This window comes from Rhizobacter sp. P2_G4, assembly GCF_056403575.1.
Genome location: NZ_JBFUFG010000008.1, coordinates 52275 through 68074 on the forward strand (window position 1 = coordinate 52275; position 15800 = coordinate 68074).

The 15800-nt window shown below is 66.8% G+C and carries 17 protein-coding genes; 9 read left to right on the forward strand and 8 right to left on the reverse strand.

All coding sequences use genetic code 11. From position 1 onward, the window contains the following. Window positions 1–2: 2 nt before the first annotated feature. The 8 genes from AC1DYS_RS24235 to AC1DYS_RS24270 form a co-directional block, all read right to left on the reverse strand. Window positions 3–881 (reverse strand): phosphoribulokinase, encoded by an 879-nt coding sequence (locus AC1DYS_RS24235; RefSeq protein ID WP_477903922.1) that lies wholly within the window; start codon window positions 879–881, stop codon window positions 3–5. 35 nt (window positions 882–916) lie between these two features. After that, window positions 917–1990: a class 1 fructose-bisphosphatase gene (locus AC1DYS_RS24240; protein ID WP_477903924.1), complete on the reverse strand. Its 1074-nt coding sequence runs from the start codon at window positions 1988–1990 to the stop codon at window positions 917–919. Between the two features lie 18 nt (window positions 1991–2008). Next, window positions 2009–2689 carry an HAD-IA family hydrolase gene (locus tag AC1DYS_RS24245; RefSeq protein WP_477903926.1) on the reverse strand — a complete coding sequence of 227 codons (681 nt, stop codon included), beginning with the start codon at window positions 2687–2689 and terminating at the stop codon, window positions 2009–2011. Further along, window positions 2689–3405, reverse strand: coding sequence for a ribulose-phosphate 3-epimerase (rpe, locus tag AC1DYS_RS24250; protein WP_477903928.1), 717 nt, complete (start codon window positions 3403–3405; stop codon window positions 2689–2691). Before rpe ends, AC1DYS_RS24245 begins: the two co-directional genes overlap by 1 nt. Then, complete coding sequence (locus tag AC1DYS_RS24255; RefSeq protein WP_477903930.1) at window positions 3402–4208, reverse strand: HAD-IA family hydrolase; 807 nt, start codon at window positions 4206–4208, stop codon at window positions 3402–3404. Before AC1DYS_RS24255 ends, rpe begins: the two co-directional genes overlap by 4 nt. 1 nt (window position 4209) lies before the next feature. Then, window positions 4210–5064: a CbbX protein gene (cbbX, locus tag AC1DYS_RS24260; RefSeq protein WP_477904174.1), complete on the reverse strand. Its 855-nt coding sequence runs from the start codon at window positions 5062–5064 to the stop codon at window positions 4210–4212. Between the two features lie 105 nt (window positions 5065–5169). After that, window positions 5170–5589, reverse strand: a complete 420-nt coding sequence (locus tag AC1DYS_RS24265) for a ribulose bisphosphate carboxylase small subunit (protein WP_047491754.1) — start codon at window positions 5587–5589, stop codon at window positions 5170–5172. 87 nt (window positions 5590–5676) lie between these two features. Continuing rightward, a complete protein-coding gene (locus AC1DYS_RS24270; RefSeq protein ID WP_477904175.1) occupies window positions 5677–7134 on the reverse strand; it encodes a form I ribulose bisphosphate carboxylase large subunit in 1458 nt (485 codons plus the stop codon). A gap of 165 nt (window positions 7135–7299) precedes the next feature. On the opposite strand from AC1DYS_RS24270, the gene AC1DYS_RS24275 reads away from it, so the two are divergent. The 9 genes from AC1DYS_RS24275 (at window position 7300) to AC1DYS_RS24315 (ending at window position 15800) form a co-directional block, all read left to right on the forward strand. Next, window positions 7300–8304: a LysR family transcriptional regulator gene (locus AC1DYS_RS24275; protein ID WP_477903932.1), complete on the forward strand. Its 1005-nt coding sequence runs from the start codon at window positions 7300–7302 to the stop codon at window positions 8302–8304. Beyond that, window positions 8301–9602 (forward strand): DUF3422 family protein, encoded by a 1302-nt coding sequence (locus AC1DYS_RS24280; RefSeq protein ID WP_477903934.1) that lies wholly within the window; start codon window positions 8301–8303, stop codon window positions 9600–9602. The genes AC1DYS_RS24275 and AC1DYS_RS24280 overlap by 4 nt, the downstream gene beginning before the upstream one ends. A 297-nt stretch (window positions 9603–9899) precedes the next feature. Continuing rightward, window positions 9900–10988, forward strand: a complete 1089-nt coding sequence (locus AC1DYS_RS24285) for a hydrogenase small subunit (protein WP_477903936.1) — start codon at window positions 9900–9902, stop codon at window positions 10986–10988. A gap of 12 nt (window positions 10989–11000) precedes the next feature. Then, window positions 11001–12857, forward strand: a complete 1857-nt coding sequence (locus AC1DYS_RS24290; RefSeq protein ID WP_477903938.1) for a nickel-dependent hydrogenase large subunit — start codon at window positions 11001–11003, stop codon at window positions 12855–12857. 26 nt (window positions 12858–12883) lie between these two features. Then, window positions 12884–13477, forward strand: a complete 594-nt coding sequence (locus AC1DYS_RS24295) for a HupE/UreJ family protein (protein WP_477903940.1) — start codon at window positions 12884–12886, stop codon at window positions 13475–13477. Between the two features lie 25 nt (window positions 13478–13502). Continuing rightward, on the forward strand, window positions 13503–14237 hold the full coding sequence (gene cybH / locus AC1DYS_RS24300) for a Ni/Fe-hydrogenase, b-type cytochrome subunit (RefSeq protein ID WP_477903942.1): 735 nt from the start codon (window positions 13503–13505) through the stop codon (window positions 14235–14237). A gap of 113 nt (window positions 14238–14350) precedes the next feature. Then, a complete protein-coding gene (locus AC1DYS_RS24305; RefSeq protein ID WP_477904177.1) occupies window positions 14351–14962 on the forward strand; it encodes a HyaD/HybD family hydrogenase maturation endopeptidase in 612 nt (203 codons plus the stop codon). Window positions 14963–14964: 2 nt separating this feature from the next. Further along, window positions 14965–15297 carry a HypC/HybG/HupF family hydrogenase formation chaperone gene (locus tag AC1DYS_RS24310; protein ID WP_477903944.1) on the forward strand — a complete coding sequence of 111 codons (333 nt, stop codon included), beginning with the start codon at window positions 14965–14967 and terminating at the stop codon, window positions 15295–15297. Beyond that, entirely contained in the window at window positions 15294–15800 is a 507-nt protein-coding gene (locus AC1DYS_RS24315) for a thioredoxin domain-containing protein (protein WP_477903946.1), read from the forward strand. The genes AC1DYS_RS24310 and AC1DYS_RS24315 overlap by 4 nt, the downstream gene beginning before the upstream one ends.

Sequence of the window (15800 nt, forward strand, 5' to 3'; positions counted from 1 at the left end):
CCTCACGCAGCGAGCAGATTTTTGCGGTGCTCGACGAGCCGCATGATCATCGGCGTGAAGATCAGCTGCATTGCGAGCTCCATCTTTCCGCCCGGCACCACGAGCGTGTTGGCGCGCGACATGAACGAGTCGTGCAGCATGCTCAGCAGGTAGGGGAAGTCGAAGCCGCGCGGGTTCGCGAAGCGGATCACGACCAGGCTCTCGTCGGCCGTGGGGATGGTGCGTGCGATGAACGGGTCGGAGGTGTCGACCACCGGTACGCGCTGGAAGTTGATGTGCGTGCGCGTGAACTGCGGGCAGATGTACTCCACGTACTCGTGCATGCGGCGCAGGATCACGTCGGTCACCGCCTCGGTAGAGTAGCCGCGCGTGCTGCGGTCGCGGTGGATCTTCTGGATCCACTCGAGGTTGATCACCGGCACCACGCCGATCAGCAGGTCGGCGAAGCGGGCCACGTCGACCTTGTCGGTGGTTACGCCGCCGTGCAGGCCTTCATAGAACAGGATGTCGCTCGAAGGCAGCGGCTCCCACGCGGTGAAGGTGCCGGCCGGCTGCTTGTAGGGCGCGGCCTCTTCATCGTTGTGCAGGTACTTGCGGCTCTGGCCGGTGCCGGTCTCGGCGTAGCTGCGAAACAGCTCCTGCAGCTCGGCGAACAGGTTCGCGTCTTCACCGAAGTGGCTGAAGTGCGGCTTGTTGTTCTGCTCGGCCTCGGCCATCGCGACCTTCATGGCCTGGCGGTCGTAGCGGTGAAAGCTGTCGCCCTCGACGATGGCGGCGGACACGTTCTCGCGGCGAAAGATGTTCTCGAAGGTCTTGGTGACCGAGGTGGTGCCGGCGCCGGACGATCCGGTGATGGCGACGATGGGGTGTTTGGCGGACATGGCTGTGCCTCCGTGTGCAAGTCGTTTGGAAGCGTTTAGACCGTGGCGGCGAAGAGGCCGCGCTTGCCGAACAAGGGCGAGTCGTAGTTCGCAGCCGGTTCGTCGCGGTGGTACTTCTCGATGCGCGCCACTTCGTGCTGCGAGCCGAACACGAAGCCGATGCGCTGGTGCAGAGACTCGGGCTGCACCTCCATCAGCCGCGTGCGGCCGGTGCTCGCGCCACCGCCCGCCTGCTCGATCAGGAACGAGATCGGGTTGGCCTCGTACAGCAGCCGCAGGCGGCCGGCGCGTGATGGGTCCTTGCTGTCCTTCGGGTAGAGAAACACGCCGCCGCGCATCAGGATGCGGTGCGTCTCGGCCACCAGCGAGGCGATCCAGCGCATGTTGAAGTCGGCACCCCGCGTGCCGGTCTGGCCGGCCAGGCATTCGTCGACGTAGCGCTTCACGGCCGGCTCCCAGAAGCGGCTGTTCGATGCGTTGATCGCGAACTCGCAGGTCTTCTCGGGGATCTGCAGGTTGGGGTGGCTGAGCACCCATTCGCCGAGCAGCGGGTCGAGCGTGAACGCGTGCGTGCCGCGGCCGAGCGTGAGCACCAGCATGGTCGATGGGCCGTAGATCGCGTAGCCGGCGCACACCTGCTGCGTGCCGGGCTGCAAGAAGTCTTGCGGCGAGGGGTCTTCGCCCGGCGTAACGGCGCGCAGCACCGAGAAGATGCTGCCCACCGACACGTTGACGTCGATGTTCGACGAGCCGTCGAGCGGGTCGAACAGCAGCAGGTACTTGCCGCGCGGGTACTCGGGCGGCAGCGTGTACGGCTTCTCCAGTTCTTCGGACACCATGCCCGCGAGGTGGCCGCCCCACTCGTTGGCACGCAGGAACATGTTGTTGCTGAGCACGTCGAGCGTCTTCTGCTCTTCTCCCTGCACATTGCCCGTCCCTGCGCTGCCCAGTACCCCGTCGAGTGCGCCGTAGGCCACCTTGCGCGCGATGGTCTTGCAGGCGAGCGAGACGTCGGTGATGAGGGCGTTCAGGTCGCCCGTGGCATCGGGGTGGTGGCGGCGTTCCTCGATCAGGAACTGGGTCAGTGTCGATCGTCCTCCGGTGAGCATGGCGAGTCTCCTGTTTTGCTAATGAATGGGTGTGCGCTGCGCGTCGTGCGCGGGCAGCCGCGCCAGCAGCTCGGCCGGGGCATCGAGGCGCCACACGTCGCCGGTCGGCGCCGGGCCGTAGCCCCAGCTGACCCACGCGAACTGGCAGCCTGCCGCGCGGGCAGAGGCGAGGTCGGCCGGGCCATCGCCGACCAGCAGCACATCTTTCGTTGCGATGCCGAGCTGGCGGGCCGCCTGCTGGATCAGCAGCGGCGAGGGTTTGCGCTGCTCGGCCACGTCGGCGCCATGCACTTGTGCAAAGTGATCGAGCAGGCCGGCGGCCTCGATTACCACGCGGGCCAGCGGAGTTGGCTTGTTCGTGACCACCGCCATCGGGTAACGCTCGTCGAGTTGCGACAGCAGCGCCTTGATGCCGTTGAAGGCATCGCCCTGCGCGGAAGGCGTGGCCAGCGTGGCGGCGTCGAAGCGCTGGCGCAGGCGAGCGGCGAGCGAAGGCAGGTCGACGTCGCGCAGGCGGCTGGCTTCTAGCGCGCGCAGGATGAGCGCATCGGGCCCGTCGCCGATCCAGCTGCGCACGGTGGCGAGCTCGAAGCTCGGCAGCTCGGCTTCGGCAAGCGCGGTGTTGAGCGCGAGCGCCACGCCGGCGGCGCTGTCGACCAGCGTGCCGTCGAGGTCGAAAAAGATCGCGGCAATCTTCATCAAGGGCTTTCCGCCAGGGCTTCGGCGGCGTGCGCATGAAGCTGCGCGTTCACGCGCAGGGACGCAATGGCCTTCGGGTAGTCGCCGCCGCTGAACACTGCCGAGCCAGCAACCAGCGTGTCGGCACCGGCGGCCACGGCGCGTGCGATGTTCTTCGCGTTGACGCCCCCGTCGATCTCGAGCCAGATGTCGCGCCCCGTGGCCTGGATGCGGCGGCGCACGGCGGCGATCTTTGGCAGCACGCTTTCGATGAAGGCCTGGCCGCCGAAGCCCGGGTTCACGCTCATCAGCAGCACGAGGTCGAGCTTGTCGAGCACGTGGTCGAGCACGCTCAGCGGTGTGGCCGGGTTCAGCACCAGACCGGCCTTCACGCCGAAGGAGCTGATCAGCTGGATCGTGCGGTCGACGTGCTCGCTCGCCTCGGGATGAAAGGAGATGATCGACGCGCCGGCCTGCGCAAACATCGGGATCAGTGCGTCGACCGGCTTGACCATCAGGTGCACGTCGATCGGCACCGGCTTGTCACCGCGCTTGCAATACGGCGCGATCGCCTGGCACACCATCGGCCCGATGGTCAGGTTGGGCACGTAGTGGTTGTCCATCACGTCGAAATGGATCAGGTCGGCGCCGGCAGCGATGACAGCGCTGACTTCTTCACCCAGGCGCGCGAAGTCGGCCGACAACAGGCTGGGGGCGATGCGGATGGGCGCGTTCATCGGGTGGCTCCTTGGTAGAGCGCCTGCACCGGCGACAGAGGGCGGGCAGGGCGGGCGATGCGGATCAGGTCGTCGAAGCCGAGCCAGGCTTGCTCGCGCAACACACCGCCGGGCTCGCCGGGCAGCGGCCGGTCGGGGCCGCCCAGGCGCGGCAACACCAGGCCGGCGGCGCTGAAGTCGCTGTCTTGCGTCCAGAAGGTCGGTGTCACCAGCGTCCACAGGCCGGCACCGTTGGCGGAACGCAGGCCGTTCGCCGAGTCCTCGATCGCCAGTGCCTGCTCGGGCGGCAGGCCCAGCGTTTCGAGTGCGAGCTTGTAGATGTCGGGTGCCGGCTTCTTGGCGCGCACCTGGTCGCCGCAGGCGATCACCGAGAACAGGTCGAGCCCGCGCGCACCCAGCGTGGAGGTGAGCAGCGCGTTGATGTTGGCCGCGGTGGTGGTGCTCGCGATGGCGAGGCGGCAGCCCTGGTCCAGCGCTTCGTTCAACAGCCGTTCCACGCCTTCGCGCAGCGTGACGCCGCCTTCGGTCACCACCTCGCCGTAGAAGCGCGTCTTCTCGGCATGCAGCTCGGGCACCAGGGTCAGCAGGCGCTGGCGTTCGCCGGCACCCAGCGGCAGCGACGCGATGTACGACGCGATGCGCTCCTTGCCACCGGTGACGTTGAGCAGGTGCCGGTACTCGGCACGGCTCCACGACCAGCCGAGGTGCCGCTCTTCGAACACCATGTTGAAGGAGATGCGGTGGGCTTCTTCGGTGTCGGCCAGGGTGCCGTCCACGTCGAAGATCAGGGCCTCGATGCTCATGTCATTGCTCCGTGGTGAAGCCGCCGAACACGCGGCTCGCGAGCACGTCTTCGGCCTGCAGGGTGCACAGCTGCTCGCGTGTGAGGCTGCGGTCGGCGGTGAAGAGACGCGTTGCATGCCGCAGGCGGATGCGGTCGAGCGCGTTGCGGATCGAGCGAGCGTTCGCGAAATGCGGCTGCTGCCGGCGCAGGCTCACGTAGCGCGCAAAGGCCGGCTCGGCGCTGTCGTCGAAGTGATAGTTGAGCTGGCCCAGCATCAGCTGCGCGATCTGCATCAGCTCGGCTTCGCTGTAGTCGGGGAAGTCGATGTGGTGCGCGATGCGCGAGGCCATGCCGGGGTTGCTGCCGAAGAAGGTGTCCATGCGGTCGCGGTAGCCGGCGAGGATCACGACCAGGTCGTCGCGGTTGTTCTCCATCACCTGAAGCAGGATCTCGATCGACTCCTGGCCGTAGTCGCGTTCGTTCTCGGGCTTGTAGAGGTAGTAGGCCTCGTCAATGAAGAGAACGCCGCCCATCGCCTTCTTGACCACCTCGCGCGTCTTCGGCGCGGTGTGGCCGATGAACTGGCCCACGAGGTCGTCGCGCGTCACCGCCACGAGGTGGCCCTTGCGCACGTAGCCGAGCTGCTTGAGCACGGCGGCCATGCGCATCGCCACGGTGGTCTTGCCGGTGCCGGGGTTGCCGGTGAAGCACATGTGCAGCGAAGGCGGCGTCGATTGCAGGCCTTGTTCGGCGCGCAGCTTGTCGATGAGCAGCAGTGCGGCGATGTCGCGGATGCGGCCCTTCACCGGCGCGAGGCCGATCAGCTCGGCGTCGAGCTGGTCGAGCATTGCGCGCGCACCCGACGCCTCCAGCATCTGACTGGGGGTGGCCGCCGAGTCGTTGGCGGGTCCGGTGGCAGGGTCAGCAACAGAAAGGGGCAGGGCGGCATTCATGGGACAGACTGTTCGTTACTGGAGCAATCAGTACCGCTGGCCTTCGGGCGAGCGCTGCACGGCGTAGCTCTCGATGCTGTATCGCAAGGTTCGTCCCGGCTCTTCGGTGCGGATCAACCGGAAGCCCGGCTCCACCTTCGGCCGGTTGACGATGAACGAGAGCACGACCGACTCGGTGCCGTGCGACGAGTCGAAGGCGGTCACGCGGATGTAGTGGTCGGGGAAGGTCTTGCGGCACTGCTGCAGCTCCAGCATCACGCCGGCCGCGTCCGACACGTCGAACATCGGGTTGCCGAACATCTCCCAGAAGGTGTTGCGCGGGTGCGGGTCGTCGGTGTATTCGATGCCGACGGCCCAGCCTTGGCCGAGCGCGTAGTCGAGCTGCTTGATGATCTGCTCGTCGCTGAGTTCGGGCAGGAACGAGAAGGTGCCTTGGGTGATTCGCATGGTGGTTCCTTGAAACGTTGAAAGCCTTGTCTCCGTTCGGGCCGAGCCTGTCGAAGCCCTTCGACAAGCTCAGGGCGAACGGGGTAGTCAGGCGACTGCTGGTGTGGGCACGTAGTCGGAGCTGTCGGTCGAGGTGTAGTTGAAGGAGATCTCGCCCCAGGTGTCGAGGGCGGCGCGCAGCGGGCTGCACCACTTGGCGGCCTCGACGAGGATCTCGGGGCCTTCGTTCTTGATGTCGCGGCCCTCGTTGCGCGCCAGCACCATGGCTTCGAGAGCGACGCGGTTGGCCGTGGCCCCGGCCTGGATACCTTGCGGGTGGCCGATGGTGCCGCCGCCGAACTGCAGCACCACGTCGTCGCCGAAGAGGTCGATCAGCTGGTGCATCTGGCCGGCGTGGATGCCGCCCGAAGCCACCGGCATCACCTTCTTGATGGCGCCCCAGTCCTGGTCGAAGTACACCCCGCGCGGCAGGTCGACCACGGTGTGCGTGTCGCGGCAGACGTTGTAGTAGCCCTGCACCGTCATCGGGTCGCCTTCGAGCTTGCCGACTGCCGTGCCGGCGTGGATGTGGTCCACGCCCACCAGGCGCATCCACTTCGCGATCACGCGGAAGCTCACGCCGTGGTTCTTCTGGCGTGTGTAGGTGCCGTGGCCTGCGCGGTGCAGGTGCAGGATCATGTCGTTCTGGCGGCACCAGTGGCTGAGCGACTGGATGCCGGTGTAGCCCACCACCAGGTCGACCATGATGATCACCGAGCCCAGGTCTTTGGCGAACTGCGCGCGGCGGTACATCTCTTCCATCGTGCCCGCGGTCACGTTGAGGTAGCTGCCCTTCACCTCGCCGGTGGCGGCGCTCGCCTTGTTGACGGCGTCCATCACGAAGAGGAAGCGGTCACGCCAGTGCATGAACGGCTGCGAGTTGATGTTCTCGTCGTCCTTCATGAAGTCGAGGCCACCCTTCAGGCCTTCGTAGACCACGCGGCCGTAGTTGCGCGCCGACAGGCCGAGCTTGGGCTTGGTGGTGGCGCCCAGCAGCGGGCGGCCGAACTTGTCGAGCCGCTCGCGTTCGACCACGATGCCGGTGGGCGGGCCGGCGAAGGTCTTCACGTAGGCGACCGGGAACTTCATGTCCTCCAGCCGCGCTGCCTTCAGCGGTTTGAAGCTGAACACGTTGCCGATGACCGAGGCCGCCACGTTGGTGATCGAGCCTTCTTCGAACAGGCTCAGGTCGTAGGCCACGTAGCAGAAGTACTGGCCCGGGTTGTTGGGCACCGGCTCCACGCGGTAGGCCTTGGCGCGGTACATGTCGCAGGCGGTCAGGCGGTCGGTCCATACCACCGTCCAGGTGGCGGTGCTCGACTCGCCGGCCACCGCGGCGGCAGCCTCGATCGGGTCCACACCGTCTTGCGGTGTGATGCGGAAGAGCGCCAGGATGTCGGTCTCCTTCGGCACGTAATCGGCGTTCCAGTAGCCCATCTGGGCGTACTTCAAGACACCGGCCGAATAGCGCTTCTTGGCATCGGTGATCTGCGTTGCTTCTGACATGTGGCCCATGGGCACTCTCCTTGCTGGTGTGGTCTTCGGAATGCGGCTCGGTTGTCTCGGTCCTGTTTCTCGAATTGCCTTCAGAACCACCGATGAGGTTCAATGTACGAAGCGCATTGCATTCGTAATAGTTAATTCTTTTGCCTGACTCATAAGCTCCAACTGATGCTTAAGAACGCCACTTTCAGACAGCTCGCCGCCTTCCACGCCGTGTCGCGGCTCGGCAGCGTTTCACGTGCCGCAAGCGAGCTTCACCTGACGCAACCGGCGGTGTCGATCCAGCTCAAGCTGCTCGAAGAAAGCGCGGGTGCGCCGCTGCTCGAGAAAGAAGGCCGGGGCGTGCGCCTCACGGCGGCGGGCGAGCTGATGGCCGACTACGCGGCGCGCATCCTCGACCTCTGGCGCGAAGCCGGCGACGAAATGGCGGCGCAGCGCGGCGTGTTCTCGGGCACCTTGCGGGTGGGCGCCGTCACCACGGCCGAGTACCTGCTGCCGCCGCTGCTGGTGGCCTTTGCCGGCCATCAGCCCGGCGTGAAGGTCAAGCTGCAGGTCGGCAACCGCGACGAGATCGTGCGCATGCTCGCTGGTCAAGAGGTCGACATCGCCATCATGGGCCGCCCGCCTGCCGAGCTGAAGACCACCTCGGTGGCCTTCGCCAAGCACCCGATGGCTTTTCTCGCATCGCCCAAGCACACGTTGATGGCACAGCGCAAGCCGGCGCTGCCCGACCTGGTGGCGGCCAACCTGCTGGTGCGCGAGCGCGGCTCCGGCACGCGCACGACGCTCGAGCGGCTCTACAAGGACGCCGGCGTGCCGCTGCGCATCGGCTCCGAGATGTCGAGCAACGAGGCCATCAAGCACATGTGCGCGGCCGGCTTCGGCGTGGCGTTTCTCTCGCTGCACACCTGCGCGCTGGAACTCGAGGCCAACCTGCTCGCGCTGCTGCCCATGGCCGGCAACCCATTGCAGCGCGACTGGTACGCGATGCACCTGGCCTCGCGCCGGCTGCCGCAGGTGGCCTCGGCGTTCAAGCAGTTCCTGGCTGACGAAGGCCAGCGGCTGATCCACCAGCAGTTGCGCACACCGTTGTCTGCAGCGCCCCGCAACACCGGCGCCGCGAGTGGTGCCAAGAAGCCATCAACCCGTGGCATCCGAAAAGAAAAAACATGACTCTGCAAGCCGTGTCCGCTCCGCTCTCTCTCCCTCGCGAGCTGCCGCAACGCCAGCGCCTGGCCGACGAACTTCATGCCCGACCCTTCGAGTCGCTTGCCACGCCGGGCCGGGTGCTGTCGGTGGCCACGCTGCGCACCGGTGCCGAGCAAGACGCGCTGTGCCTGGCCCACCTCGCCGAGCTCGATGCCGCTGCCGTCGGCCTGGGCGGTGTCACGCACCTGCTCTTTGCGTGGCGCGGCCTGCGCATCAAGTGGGAGCGGCACACCGAGTTCTTCAGCTTCACCTTCTTCGCCGAAGACGGTCCCGCCGGCCTGGCGTCGGCCTTCGACACCGACTGGCTCGGCGTGCTGCCCGCCGGCTGGCTCGCGCGGCTGCCGGGCGAGATGGTCGCGGCCACGCAGGTGGCGTTGGTCGCCTGCCCCGGCGAACCGCCGCACGTGCGCGAGGTGGCGCCGCTGTTCGGCAGCGAGTTGGTGGTGGGCAACCGCATCGCCGATGGCGCCGCCACGGTGGTCACCGACCTGCGCGCGCTGAACGGCATCACGCGCTTCCTGGTGTTCGATCATTCGCTGAATCGCCGGCGCGCTGGCCGCACGGCGCAGCGCCTGGTCGAGATCGACACCTACCGGATGATGGCGCTGCTGAGCCTACCGCTGGCCGCGCGCCGCATGGGTGAAATGGGCGCCGAGGAGGCGCAGCTCGCTTCGCTGATGGAGCGCTTCCGCAGCTCGGCCGATGGCGACGAGCAACTGTTGGCCGAACTGGTGGGCCTGGCCGCGCGTGTCGAGCATGCGCTGGCCGACCATGGCGCGCGCTTCTCGGCCACACGGGCCTACAGCGGCATCGTCGACCGGCGCATGGCCGAGCTGCGCGAGGCGGTGGTGCCGGGGCTGCAGCCGCTGTCGGAATTTCTCGAGCGCCGCTTCAGGCCGGCAGTTGATAGCTGCGCCGCCACCGCGGCTCGGCAGGAGCAGCTCTCCGAGCGCATTTCACGTGCCGCGCAGCTGCTGCAGACGCGCTCAGAGGTCGAGCGCGAGCGGCAGAACCAGGCGCTGCTGGCCTCGCTCGACAGGCGCCAGGGCATGCAGCTGCGGCTGCAGGAGATGGTCGAAGGCCTGTCGGTGATCGCCATGACCTACTACGGCGTGAGCCTGGCAGCCTATGCACTGAAGCCGGTGGCCAAGGCACTGAACATCAACGAGTCTTGGTTGGTGGTGGCCGCCGTGCCGGTGGTGGCGCTGCTGGTCATGCTCAACCTGAGGCGGTTGCGCAGGCACCTGAGCTCCGAGGGGTGATGCCACTGGAAGTGCGCCTTCCGTCAGCGTGACGGGCTGACCGGGAACATCCATTGGGGCGCAAGCAGCGCTTCCATTGCGCGCGGGTCAATGGAAGCACTGCTTGCAGGTCGCGCCAGGAGGCCCGACCTGAATCGCGCATGCTGCTTTTTTTCTCCAACGGAAACAAGGGCTTGCATGCGCTGCACGGGGTTTTCCCGCGAGGCTGCCGAACTGGCGCGCGACTTGTAAGAAGTACGGCACCCGCCGACGAGCGGCCCCAGCAATCGCCACAACGAGGCAAGGAGACACGCCCAGATGGAAACCTTCTATGAGGTCATGCGCCGACAAGGCATCTCGCGTCGCAGCTTTCTGAAGTACTGCTCGCTCACCGCCACGTCGCTCGGCCTCGGCCCGGCCTTCGTGCCGCAGATCGCCCACGCGATGGAGAACAAGCCGCGCACGCCGGTGCTCTGGCTGCACGGCCTGGAATGCACCTGCTGCTCGGAGTCGTTCATCCGCTCGGCACACCCGTTAGCAAAAGACGTCGTTCTCTCGATGATCTCGCTCGACTACGACGACACGCTGATGGCTGCCGCCGGCCACCAGGCCGAAGCGATCCTCGAAGAGATCATGGTCAAGTACAAGGGCAACTACATCTTGGCCGTGGAGGGCAACCCGCCGCTGAACCAGGACGGCATGAGCTGCATCATCGGCGGCAAGCCCTTCATCGACCAACTCAAGCACGTGGCGAAAGACGCCAAGGCCATCATCAGCTGGGGCTCGTGCGCGAGCTGGGGCTGCGTGCAGGCGGCCAAGCCGAACCCGACGCAGGCCACGCCGGTGCACAAGGTGATCTTTGACAAGCCCATCATCAAGGTGCCGGGCTGCCCGCCCATCGCCGAGGTGATGACCGGCGTCATCACCTACATGCTGACCTTCGATCGCATCCCCGAGCTCGACCGCCAGGGCCGCCCGAAGATGTTCTACAGCCAGCGCATCCACGACAAGTGCTACCGCCGGCCGCACTTCGACGCCGGCCAGTTCGTCGAGGCCTGGGACGACGAGTCCGCACGCAAGGGCTACTGCCTCTACAAGGTCGGCTGCAAGGGCCCGACCACCTACAACGCCTGCTCCACCGTGCAGTGGAACGAGGGGACGAGCTTCCCCATCAAGGCCGGCCACGGCTGCATCGGCTGCTCGGAAGACGGCTTCTGGGACAAGGGCTCGTTCTACAACCGGCTCACCGACATTCATCAGTTCGGCATCGAGGCCAACGCCGACAAGGTCGGCGGCGTGGCGGCTGGGGTGGTGGGCGCTGCGGCGGTGGCGCATGCGGCTGCGTCTGCCATCAAGCGCGCTGCCCAGAAGCGCGAACAGAACAACGACACGACCACCAAGGCCTGAGGACGACAAAAGATGGGTGCTTACGAAACTCAAGGTTTCAAGATGGACAACACCGGCCGCCGCATCGTGGTGGACCCGGTGACGCGCATCGAGGGCCACATGCGCTGCGAGGTCAACGTCGACAGCAACAACGTGATCCGCAACGCGGTGTCGACCGGCACCATGTGGCGCGGACTCGAGGTGATCCTGAAGGGCCGCGACCCGCGCGATGCCTGGGCGTTCGTGGAACGCATCTGCGGCGTGTGCACCGGTTGCCACGCGCTCGCCTCGGTGCGCGCGGTGGAAGACGCGCTGGGCATCGTCATCCCGAAGAACGCCTATCTCATCCGCGAGATCATGGCCAAGACACTGCAGGTGCACGACCACGCGGTGCACTTCTATCACCTGCACGCGCTCGACTGGGTCGACGTGGTGTCGGCACTGAAGGCCGACCCCAAGAAGACGTCGGAGCTGCAGCAGACGGTGTCGCCCTCGCATCCGATGTCGTCGCCGGGCTACTTCCGCGACATCCAGAACCGGCTGAAGAAGTTCGTCGAGAGCGGCCAGCTGGGGCCCTTCATGAACGGCTACTGGGGCAGCAAGGCCTACGTGCTGCCGCCCGAGGCCAACCTGATGGCGGTGACCCACTATCTTGAGGCGCTGGACCTGCAGAAGGAGTGGGTGAAGGTGCACACCATCTTCGGCGGCAAGAACCCGCACCCCAACTACCTGGTGGGCGGCGTGCCCTGCGCCATCAACATCGACGGCAACGGCGCAGCCGGCGCGCCCATCAACATGGAGCGGCTGAACTTCGTCGAGGCGCGCATCAAGGAGATGATCGACTTCAACAACAACGTCTACGTGCCTGACGTGCTGGCCATCGGCACGATCTACAAGCAGGCGGGCTGGCTGTACGGCGGCGGCCTGTCGGCCACCAACGTGATGGACTACGGCACCTACGACAAGGTGATGGGCCACCACGACACCCAGCAGCTGCCGGGCGGGGTCATTCTCAACGGCAACTGGGACGAGATATTCCCCATCGATCCACGCGACCCCGAGCAGGTGCAGGAGTTCGTGCCGCACAGCTGGTACAAGTACGCCGACGAAACCAAGGGCCTGCACCCTTGGGACGGCGTCACCGACGCGAACTACGTGCTGGGCGCCAAGACCAAGGGCACGCGCACGAACATCGAGGAGCTCGACGAGAGCGCCAAGTACTCCTGGATCAAGTCGCCGCGCTGGCGCGGCAACGCGGTGGAGGTGGGGCCGCTGTCGCGCTACATCCTCGGCTATGCGCATGCGCTCAAGGGCCACAAGCATTGCCAGCGGGTGAAGGAGCAGGTCGACACCTCGGCCACCATCATCAACAAGACCTTCCCCAAGGCACTGGGGATGCCCGAGACGCAGTACACGCTGAAGCAGCTGCTGCCGAGCACCATCGGCCGCACGCTCGGGCGCGCGCTCGAGTCGCAGTACTGCGCCGAGATGATGTACGACGATTTCAAGGAACTCGTCGCCAACCTCAAGGCAGGCGACACCTCGACCGCCAACGTCGACAAGTGGGACCCGTCGACCTGGCCCAAGGAGGCCAAGGGCGTGGGCACGGTGGCCGCGCCACGTGGCGCGCTGGGCCACTGGATCCGCATCAAGGACGGCCGCATCGAGAACTACCAGTGCGTGGTGCCCACCACCTGGAACGGCAGCCCGCGTGACAACAAGGGCCAGATCGGCGCCTTCGAGGCCAGCCTGATGAACACGCCCATGGCCAACCCCGAGCAGCCGGTGGAAATCTTGCGCACGCTGCACTCGTTCGACCCCTGCCTGGCCTGCTCGACCCACGTCATGAGCCCGGACGGCCAGGAACTCACCACCGTCAAGGTGCGCTGAACACACCCACAAGAACAGGAGACGACATGCATCCCAAGACCCTTGTCCGCACCACGGGCGCTACCGCCCTGATGCTGCTTGCCGCGTCGGCGGCCCAGGCGCACCCCGGCCATGGTGCCGACGGTTTCGCCAGTGGTTTCAGCCATCCTTTCCTCGGCCTCGATCACCTGCTGGCGATGGCGGTGGTGGGCGTGTGGTCGGCCGCCGCGCTGCCGGCCTCGCGCCGGCTGGCGGGCCCGGCGGTGTTCCTGGCGATGCTGCTGCTGGGTGCGGCGTTGCCGCAGTTCGGCATGGCCTTGTCGGGCATCGAGGCCGGCGTCGCGCTCAGCGTCGTGGTGCTTGGCGCGTTGATGTTCGGCGCGCGGCAGATGTCGGCCGCCGCAGGCCTCGCCCTCATCGGCGTGGCCGCGTTGCTGCACGGTGTGGCCCACGGCGGCGAGATGGCTGCCGGCCAGTCGTTCGCCGGCTACGCGGCAGGTTTCATGCTGGCCTCGGCGCTGCTGCACCTCGCCGGGTTGATGGCGGGCAGCTGGTTGCAGGCACGGCGCGCCTGGCTGTGGCGAGCCGCGGCCGCGCTGGTCGGTGGCAGCGGCGTGCTGATGCTGGCCACGCGGCTCTGAGCGCGCACCCTCGCAGGAGACCACCATGTCCACCACCACTCCCCGAAGCGTCGCCGAGGTCGCGGCGGCCGCGGACGACCACACCGTTGCCGAAGGCCAGTCGATCAAGTCGGTCTATGTCTACGAAGCCCCGGTGCGCATCTGGCACTGGATCAACGCGACCGCCATCACTGTGCTGGCGGTCACCGGCTACTTCATCGGCTCGCCACTGCCCACCCAGCCGGGCGAGGCCAGCGCGAACTTCCTGATGGGCTACATCCGCTTCGCCCACTTTGCGGCCGGCTACCTGCTGGCCGTGGGCATCCTCGGCCGCATGTACTGGGCGCTGGTGGGCAACCACCATGCGCGTGAGCTGTTCTGGGTGCCCATCTTCCAGCGCGCTTACTGGGCCGAGCTGTGGGGCATGGTGAAGTGGTATGCCTTCGTCAGCACGCGACCCGGGCGCTACGTGGGCCACAACCCGCTGGCGCGCTTCGCGATGTTTTTCGGCTTCCTGCTGCTGTGCCTGTTCATGATCGTCACCGGCTTCGCGCTGTACGGCGAAGGCGCACAGATGGGCTCGTGGCAGGAGCGGCTGTTCGGCTGGGTGATCCCGCTCTTCGGCCAGTCGCAGGACGTGCACACCTGGCACCACCTGGGCATGTGGGGGCTGATCGTCTTCGTGATCGTGCACGTGTACGCCGCAGTCCGTGAGGACATCATGGGCCGCTCCAGCGTGGTCAGCACCATGATCTCCGGCCACCGGACGTTCAAGGACTGAACGTGGACCACCCTCGTAGCGCCTTCGGCGCACCCCCTCGAGGGGGCGCCGCCAGCGGCCCGGCAGAGCCGGATCCGCGGCGGCCGCTTGATGGGACTCACACGGCCGAGAGCATCGTGGTGCTCGGCATCGGCAACCTGCTGTGGGCCGACGAGGGCTTCGGCGTGCGCTGCATCGAAGCGCTGCAGCAGCGCTACGAGTTTGCGCCGCATGTCCAGCTGGTCGATGGCGGCACGCAGGGGCTGTACCTGATCCAGCACGTGCAGCAGGCCACGCGGCTGCTGATCTTCGATGCCATCGACTACGGCCTTGCTCCCGGCGAACTCAAGCTGGTCGAAAACGACGAGGTGCCACGCTTCATGGGCGCCAAGAAGATGAGCTTGCATCAGACCGGCTTTCAAGAGGTGCTGATGCTGGCCGTGCTGACCGAGCAGTACCCGAAAGAGGTGCTGCTCGTCGGCTGCCAGCCCGAGGAGATCGACGACTACGGCGGCAGCCTGCGGCCCGTGGTCAAGCAGGCGATGGAAGATGCGCTCGCGCTCGGCATCGATGCGCTGCGCCGCTGGGGTGCGCGGCCTATGGCGCGCCAGCGGCCGCTGAGCGAGGTCGAGACCGTCACCTTCTCGGAGCTCTCGCTCGGCTGCTACGAGTCGCAGCGCCCGCCGGAAGAAATTGCCTGCCGCCTGGGCGACGAGCGTTTCTTTCCCGTGGCCGACCCCGCCTGACCATGTGCATCGGCATCCCCATGCAAGTGATGGCAGTGGAACCCGACCATGCGCAGTGCGATGGCCGCGGCGAGCGCCGCCGCGTGCGCACGGCGCTGGTCGGCGAGGTGCTGCCCGGCGACTGGCTGCTGGTGTTCATCGACAGCGCGCAGGAGCGCATCAGCGCCGAGCGAGCCCTCGAAGTCGATGCCACGCTGGATCTGCTGGGCTCCGTCCATGCAGGCGACGCGGAGGCCGCATTCGCGCTGCCTTCGCGCATGAACCGCGACGAACTGCTGGCGCTGTCCGGCCAGCGCACGCCCTCTCATCCCGAACCGCTGGAGAACACCCCATGAGCCTCGACATTTCGACCAGCACCGACGCTGTGGTCAACCTGCCCGTGCAGGCCCCCAAGGCGCTGCCCGACACCTCGCCCCTGATCAGCCGCCTGGTGGATTCGTTCGGCGCCACCTGGGTCGACGCCGACACCATTGCCGACTGGGCCGCGCAAGGCGGTCACCGCGTGGTGCTTTTCGCCGGCGATGCGGTGCGTTTCCCCGAGGGCCAGGACGTGGCGGTGGTGCTGCCCGAGCTGCGGCGCTGCCTGTCGGGCCGCTTCGAGATCGGTGTGGTGCAGCGCCATCTCGAGGAGGCGCTGGCGCGGCGCTACGGCTCCCAGCGCTGGCCCACGCTGCTCTTCCTGCGCGACGGCGACTACGTGACCACGCTGTCGGGCATGCACGACTGGGACGTCTTCCTGCAGAAGACCGAAGAGGCGCTCGCGGCACCCAAGTCGCGCGCGCCGACCATCGGCATCCCCGTCGTGAATGCGAATGCCACCGACAGCTCATGCCACTGA

Excerpts from the sequence above, each read along its gene's own strand:
- AC1DYS_RS24295 (WP_477903940.1), top strand. The coding sequence starts at position 12,884 with ATGCATCCCAAGACCCTTGTCCGCACCACGGGCGCTACCGCCCTGATG.
- rpe (WP_477903928.1), bottom strand. The coding sequence starts at position 3,405 with ATGAACGCGCCCATCCGCATCGCCCCCAGCCTGTTGTCGGCCGACTTC.
- AC1DYS_RS24265 (WP_047491754.1), bottom strand. The coding sequence starts at position 5,589 with ATGCGAATCACCCAAGGCACCTTCTCGTTCCTGCCCGAACTCAGCGAC.
- AC1DYS_RS24235 (WP_477903922.1), bottom strand. The coding sequence starts at position 881 with ATGTCCGCCAAACACCCCATCGTCGCCATCACCGGATCGTCCGGCGCC.
- AC1DYS_RS24270 (WP_477904175.1), bottom strand. The coding sequence starts at position 7,134 with ATGTCAGAAGCAACGCAGATCACCGATGCCAAGAAGCGCTATTCGGCC.
- AC1DYS_RS24315 (WP_477903946.1), top strand. The coding sequence starts at position 15,294 with ATGAGCCTCGACATTTCGACCAGCACCGACGCTGTGGTCAACCTGCCC.
- AC1DYS_RS24275 (WP_477903932.1), top strand. The coding sequence starts at position 7,300 with ATGCTTAAGAACGCCACTTTCAGACAGCTCGCCGCCTTCCACGCCGTG.
- AC1DYS_RS24245 (WP_477903926.1), bottom strand. The coding sequence starts at position 2,689 with ATGAAGATTGCCGCGATCTTTTTCGACCTCGACGGCACGCTGGTCGAC.
- AC1DYS_RS24310 (WP_477903944.1), top strand. The coding sequence starts at position 14,965 with ATGTGCATCGGCATCCCCATGCAAGTGATGGCAGTGGAACCCGACCAT.
- AC1DYS_RS24255 (WP_477903930.1), bottom strand. The coding sequence starts at position 4,208 with ATGAGCATCGAGGCCCTGATCTTCGACGTGGACGGCACCCTGGCCGAC.
- AC1DYS_RS24290 (WP_477903938.1), top strand. The coding sequence starts at position 11,001 with ATGGGTGCTTACGAAACTCAAGGTTTCAAGATGGACAACACCGGCCGC.
- AC1DYS_RS24285 (WP_477903936.1), top strand. The coding sequence starts at position 9,900 with ATGGAAACCTTCTATGAGGTCATGCGCCGACAAGGCATCTCGCGTCGC.
- cybH (WP_477903942.1), top strand. The coding sequence starts at position 13,503 with ATGTCCACCACCACTCCCCGAAGCGTCGCCGAGGTCGCGGCGGCCGCG.
- AC1DYS_RS24240 (WP_477903924.1), bottom strand. The coding sequence starts at position 1,990 with ATGCTCACCGGAGGACGATCGACACTGACCCAGTTCCTGATCGAGGAA.
- AC1DYS_RS24280 (WP_477903934.1), top strand. The coding sequence starts at position 8,301 with ATGACTCTGCAAGCCGTGTCCGCTCCGCTCTCTCTCCCTCGCGAGCTG.
- cbbX (WP_477904174.1), bottom strand. The coding sequence starts at position 5,064 with ATGCTGGAGGCGTCGGGTGCGCGCGCAATGCTCGACCAGCTCGACGCC.